The organism is Asanoa sp. NPDC050611, from assembly GCF_040654855.1.
In the GTDB taxonomy this organism is placed as follows: domain Bacteria; phylum Actinomycetota; class Actinomycetes; order Mycobacteriales; family Micromonosporaceae; genus Asanoa.
The window spans coordinates 26,369-32,368 of sequence record NZ_JBFAIU010000051.1 but is presented as its reverse complement, the minus strand read 5'-3'; the positions used below and the strand labels follow the sequence as shown (position 1 = coordinate 32,368).

Annotated in this window: 6 protein-coding genes; 3 read left to right on the top strand and 3 right to left on the bottom strand. The window is 70.0% G+C overall.

Features of this window, described 5'->3' with window-relative positions; all coding sequences use genetic code 11:
* Positions 1-752, bottom strand: a 752-nt coding sequence (locus tag AB0H87_RS11065) for a hypothetical protein (RefSeq protein WP_360142703.1), incomplete at its 3' end; no start/stop codon positions are given.
* Positions 753-925: 173 nt separating this feature from the next.
* On the opposite strand from AB0H87_RS11065, the gene AB0H87_RS11060 reads away from it, so the two are divergent.
* Both AB0H87_RS11060 and AB0H87_RS11055 read left to right on the top strand, forming a co-directional pair.
* Positions 926-2,497 carry a DHA2 family efflux MFS transporter permease subunit gene (locus AB0H87_RS11060; RefSeq protein WP_360142701.1) on the top strand — a complete coding sequence of 524 codons (1,572 nt, stop codon included), beginning with the start codon at positions 926-928 and terminating at the stop codon, positions 2,495-2,497.
* A 20-nt stretch (positions 2,498-2,517) separates the two neighbouring features.
* On the top strand, positions 2,518-3,126 hold the full coding sequence (locus AB0H87_RS11055; protein WP_360142699.1) for a TetR/AcrR family transcriptional regulator: 609 nt from the start codon (positions 2,518-2,520) through the stop codon (positions 3,124-3,126).
* A gap of 616 nt (positions 3,127-3,742) precedes the next feature.
* Here AB0H87_RS11055 and AB0H87_RS11050 read toward each other — a convergent pair.
* Positions 3,743-4,768 (bottom strand): aminotransferase class V-fold PLP-dependent enzyme, encoded by a 1,026-nt coding sequence (locus AB0H87_RS11050; RefSeq protein ID WP_360142697.1) that lies wholly within the window; start codon positions 4,766-4,768, stop codon positions 3,743-3,745.
* A 367-nt stretch (positions 4,769-5,135) separates the two neighbouring features.
* Here AB0H87_RS11050 and AB0H87_RS11045 point away from each other — a divergent pair, with 367 nt between their 5' ends.
* Positions 5,136-5,345, top strand: coding sequence for a DUF397 domain-containing protein (locus AB0H87_RS11045; RefSeq protein WP_360142695.1), 210 nt, complete (start codon positions 5,136-5,138; stop codon positions 5,343-5,345).
* Positions 5,346-5,403: 58 nt separating this feature from the next.
* Here the strand turns inward: AB0H87_RS11045 and AB0H87_RS11040 are convergent, their stop codons facing one another.
* Positions 5,404-5,871: a DUF6082 family protein gene (locus AB0H87_RS11040; protein ID WP_360142693.1), complete on the bottom strand. Its 468-nt coding sequence runs from the start codon at positions 5,869-5,871 to the stop codon at positions 5,404-5,406.
* Between the last annotated feature and the right edge of the window lie 129 nt (positions 5,872-6,000).

Here is a 6,000-nt window from a genome sequence, read left to right as displayed (position 1 = left end):
AACGGCACACCCGCCGAACGCTCACCCCGACCCAACGGCACACCCGCCGAACGCTCACCCCGACCCAACGGCACACCCGCCGAACGCTCACCCCGACCCAACGGCACACCCGCCGAACGCTCACCCCGGCCCAACGGCACACCCGCCGAACGCTCACCCCGGCCCAACGGCACACCCGCCGAACGCTCACCCCGGCCCAACGGCACGCCCGCCGAACGCTCATCCCGGCCGAACGGCACCGGCAGCCCGAACTGGGCGCCGCTGAGCGGAACGGCCGTCGAGGGCTGAGCGCCGCCGGACGGCACGGGCAACGCGCGCGCTGCGTGCGTCTCGACCATCGCAATCCCGCGCCGGTCCGAGGCCGTGTCGCCCAGGATCGGCCGCGGCGCCGGGCCCCCGGGCTCAGTCGCCGCTTCGGCCGGGTCCGCGCGGAGGACGACCATCTCGACCTCGTAGATCTGTTCCGCCCGCCACCGCTTCGCACGGTTCGCCAGTGTCTGGTGCAGGTAGTCGTCGGCCGCCGCGGATCGGCCGAACCGGCGCGCCAGCAGCTCGAGCCACGGCCATCGGGCCGCGACGTCGGTCAGCACCTCCGGATAGATCTCCTCCGCGCGCCAGGCGTCCCCGGCCAGCCGGGCCGACTCCAGGCGCAGCGCCGCGAGATGGCGGTCGACGAACGACACGTAGCCGTCCGGCGCCTCAGGAACCATCTTCGGGACCAGCTCGACCACCGCGAACCCCCTCCCGCGCATCCACCACCATCATCGCCTGCCTGGCCCGCCCCGCAAGCCCCTACCGTGACGGCCACCACATTTTGATACGAGACGGTTCCGTATCGCTTCCTCTTCGGCGTAGCGTCCTCAAGCGATACGACCCTGTGCCGTTTCGTAATTGAATGAAGAAGATCTATCGGGGGGAGACGGACGTGGAGCAATCCGCCAACACGGGGCATCCGAGACGCTGGGCGATCTTGGCCGTCCTTGTGGTGAGCCTGCTCGTCGTCGTACTGGACAACACGGTCCTCAACGTCGCCCTGCGTACCCTCGCCGACCCGGTCCACGGCCTCGGCACCACGCAGAGCGAGCTCGAATGGGCCATCAACTCGTACACGCTGGTCTTCGCGGGTCTGCTGTTCTCGTTCGGCGTGCTCGGTGACCGCTTCGGGCGCAAGCGGTTCCTGATGATCGGCCTCGCGCTCTTCGGCCTGGCGTCGCTGCTCTCGGCGTACGCGCAGAATCCCGGTCAGTTGATCGGCGCCCGCGCCCTGATGGGCCTGGGTGGTGCGGCGATCATGCCGGTGACGCTGTCGATCATCTCCAACGTGTTCGACCCGCGTGAGCGCGGCAAGGCCATCGGTGTCTGGTCCGGCGCGGTCGGCCTGGCCATCGCGATCGGCCCGATCCTCGGCGGCACGCTGCTCGAGCACTTCTGGTGGGGCTCGGTCTTCCTGATCAACGTGCCGGTCGTGATCGTCGGCCTGGTCGCCGTCGCGATCTTGGTGCCCGAGTCGCGCAACCCGCGCCCCGGCCGCATCGACATCGTGGGCGTGCTGCTGTCGGTGGTCGGCCTGGTCGGCCTGGTCTACGGCATCATCAAGGGCGGCGAGGACGGCTTCGGCAACACGGAGGTGCTGCTCACCGGCGGTGGCGGCCTGGTCGTCCTGGCGGCTTTCGTCTGGTACGAGTCGCGGATCGCGTTCCCGTCCCTGGACGTACGCCTGTTCAAGATCCCGCGGTTCTCGGCTCCGATCGCCGCGATCGGCCTGACGTTCTTCGCGTCGATGGGCGTGTTCTTCTTCAGCTCGTTCTACCTGCAGCTCGTCCGTGGGTACTCGCCGTTGGAGACCGGCCTGCTCTTCCTGCCGTTCGCGATCGCCCAGCTGATCTTCGCGCCGCGCAGCCACGCGATGGTGCAGCGCTTCGGCGGAAAGGCGGTCACCGCGACCGGCCTCTCCCTCGTCACGCTCTCGCTGATCGGCTTCGTCTTCATCGATGCGCAGACAGCGGTCTGGCTCCTGCTGCTGGACTTCTTCATCCAGGGCGTGGGCATGGCCAACATCATGGCGCCGGCCACCGAGTCGATCATGTCGGCGCTCCCCCGCGAGAAGGCCGGCGTGGGCTCGGCGGTCAGCAACACGATCCGCCAGGTCGCCAGCGCGCTCGGCATCGCGATCCTGGGTTCGATCCTCGCGGCGGTCTACCGCGGCCAGATCGAGCCGACCACGACCGCGCTGCCCGGCCCGGCCCGCGAGGTGGCCAACGAGTCGATCTCCGGCGCTTACGGCGTGGCCTCCCAGGCGGGCCCGGCCGGCGGCACCCTCGTCTCGGCGGCGAACGACGCCTTCATGACGGCGATGCACTGGGCGGCCGGTTCGGGCGCGGTCATCCTCGGAGTCGGCATCCTGGCCGCGCTCATCTGGATGCCGGGCCGCCGCGCGGGCGCCGAGCACGTGCAGCCGGTCGAGGTCGAAGCCGGAGAACTGGCCACGGCCGGCTGAGGTCAGCGACAATGGATCACATGCCAGCTGTCGAGGAAGCTCCGCGGGCGCCGGGACGCCTGCGGAGCCTCCGCGTCGACGAGGCCATCATCTCGGCCACCCTCGACCTGCTGGCCGAGGGCACGTCGGTCGAGGTCCTGTCCATCGAGTCGATCGCCAGCCGCGCCGGCGTCGGCAAGGCGACGATCTACCGCCGCTGGCCGGGCAAGGACGCGCTGCTCCACGACGCGCTGTCCACGCTGAAGAGCCCGGGCCCGGAGCTCGCGGGCGAGTCGGTCCGCGAGGACCTGATCGCGCTCCTCGGCCAGGTCGGCCCGACCAAGCAGGACCCGCGCCTGCCGCAGATCCTGCCGTGCCTGCTGCCGCACATGGGCCGCAGCAAGGAGCACTACCAGGCCTACCAGGAGATCATCGAGCCCCGCCGCAACCGGGTCCGCGAGGTCCTACGCCGCGGCGTAGCCAACGGCGAACTCCGCCCGGACCTCGACGTCGAGCTGACCATGACCGTCCTGATCGGCCCGATCCTGGTGCAGCGGGTACTCCGCTGGCACCCGGACCTCGACGCCGACACCATGCCCGAACAGGTCGTCGACCTCCTGATGGCGGGGATGGCACCGCAAGAAGCCTGACCCGGTTCGGCTCGGGTCCGCGGTGGTCCGGACCGTCGCTCCCGCCAGACACCGCTTCGCTGCCAGGTCCGCGGTCGCCGAGCTCACGGCGCCTCCCGGCAGCAGCGCGCATCGCGCGGGTGCAGGTCCGGCGCTCCCGCGACCGACCTTCCAGCGAATGCCGCCGCGTCCGCGGTCGGCACGCTCACCGCGCCTCCCGGCAACACCTGACATCGTGCCGGTGTCGGTCCGGCGCTCGCGCGACCGACCGGGCAGCGAATGCGCCGCCGGGTCGCCGGTCGGCTAGCGCACCGCGCTTCTCGGCAGCAGCTCCCATCGTGCTGGTGCCGATCCGGTGCTCGCCGCGACCGACCCGGCAGCAAATTCGCCACCGGGCCGCGGTCGGCGAGCTCACCTCGCTTCCTGGCGCCCATCGTGCTGATGCCGTTCCACCGCTGCCGCAACGGAGCTGGCAGCGAATTCGCTGCTGGGTCCGCGGTTGGCACTCTCACGGCGTCGCCCGGCTGCAGCCGGGCGGGTTGGCGTTCTCGCGGCGGACCTGGCAGCGAAGCGGTGTCTCGCGGGAGGAACGGTCCGGACCACCGCGGACCCGAGCAGGAATCGGCATTCGAAATCCCTACCGCAACGCCTCCAAGGCGAGGTCGACGTCGTGGTCGGTCGAGTAGACGTGGAAGCTCGCGCGGACCCGACCCGCGCGCACGGCGGCGCGGATGCCGGCGCGGTCGAGCTTCGCCTTCGCGTCCGGGACGTCGACGGTGACGATCGCGCTGCCCGCCGGCGCCTTGTCGAGGCCCGCGAGGAAGCGGTCCGCGAGCCGCACGTTGTGCTCGTGGATCGCGGCGACGCCGATCTCCTCGACCAGTTCCAGCGCCGGCGCGGAGCCGACGAAGCTGTGCCAGGCCGGCGAGATGTCGAACCGCCGCGCGTCCTCGGCGAGTCGCAGCGGCAGCCCGTAGTAGGAGCCGTGCACGTCGGCACCCGCGTACCAGCCGGCCGCCGACGGCGTCATCCGCTCCCGCAGCTCCGGCGCGTAGTAGCCGTAGGCCGTGCCGCGCGGACCCATCAGCCACTTGTAGCCGGCGGTCAGGACCGCGTCGGCGAGCCCGCCGTCGAACGGCAGCCAGCTGCACGCCTGCGTGGCGTCGACGATCACGAGCGCACCGGCCGCCCGGGCCGCCGCGACGATCTCGGCGTACGGGGCGATCGTCCCGTCCGCGGACTGCACGAGGCTGAACGCGACCACGTCGGTGCTGCTGTCCACCGTGTCCGCCAGCTTCTCGACGGGCACCGCGACGACGTCGTGCCCGTGCGCCGCCCAAGGGAACACGATCGAGGTGAAGTCGACCTCCGGCAGCACGACCCGCGTCCCTGCCGGGAGCGCGGCGGCGATCGGCGCGACGAGCTGCGAGACGGCGCTACCGACCGCGACGTCGGCGACGGGGACGCCGATCAACCGGGCGTACGCGGCCCGACAGCGCCGCGTCGACTCGTCCCACGGCTCCCACGACGTGCGCCCGACCCGCCAGTCATCGAGCGCGCCCTGCATCTCGTCCCAGGCGGGCTTCGGCGGCAGGCCATAGCTGGCGGTGTTCAGCCAACCGGGCACGGGTTCCCAGAGCTTCTGCGCTGCGACAAGATCCATGCTTCCCGACGCTATCCGCGAACCGGCCCGGCCACGCGGTCCAATTCCGGATCCCTGGCCGGCGCTGCCAGCTGCGGCGACCGCCGCTCACCCGGACGGACGAACGGCGCGGTCCCCGTCCGGTAGAACCGACGTCATTTGAGTAGTCGCGGATCTTTGTGTCCACCGTGGACCGTGACTACACTCTGCCACGGACCAGCGGATCTTCCCGTGCACAGGACTGCTCCGCCGGTCGCATTCCGGGGCACGACCAACCGATTCGATCTTCCCGCGGGCTGCCGGGCCCGACGGCGGGCCGCGTCGGCGTTGGTCCGCGCCCGCGACACGGTAGGGCAAACCCGTTAAATTACGATTGAGAGAGCTTTATATGAACCGGCGGCAGGTCGGCAACTGGACGCGTTCGAGCCAGTGCAACATCGATCAGTGCGTAGAGGTGTCCTTCGGCGAGACGGCCGTCCTCATGCGGGACGGGAAGAGGGCCGAGCAGTCACCCGTACTGACCTTCGCTGCCGACACCTGGCGGTCATTCATCGCCGATACCAAGAGCGGGGCATTCGACGTCGATCGGAATGCATAGGCGGCAATGATCGCCTGGGCGAAGGGCCCGCCGGAGACGCCGTGGCCGGCACCGGCCCCTACTCCGCCACCGCGGACTTTTCCCGCATCCTTGCCAAGTGATATTGGGCATCAACCATTTGCGCGAACATGGTCGCCTCGCTCGTGACCGTATCGGCGAGGTACGTCTTTCGCGACCTCGCCCACCAGGACCGTGTTCGCGAACTACGGAAGATCGCTGGTCCAGCGCTGATCAGCTCCAGGTCGGTGATCGCACCGACGGCGTAGGCCATCTTCAGGTAGGAGAAAATCAAGCTGAGGTATGCCGCCTCACGCATCTCCTCCTCGCCGCCGGACGGATCGAATCCCCAGAGCACCAACAGGTCCGGGTCGTCGAACACGAACTGGATCAGCTGGCCGCGGATGCCACGGACGGCTTCGAACTTGGCCACCTCCGCCTGCCGGGTCTGCAGCCTGATCGACGACCAGACTCCCAACAGCGCGAGCGCCGACAGCAGGGCCGAGAGTGTGCCGAAGGCATCACCCACGTCTCCGAGTGCCTGCCACTGTTTCCCGCTGGCGGCCGCACCGAATACGGCTCCCAGGCCGAGCCCAAGGGTCAGGACGCACAAATACGTGAACCACGGCAAACGCCGGACAGGTCGCCGCATTCGAGA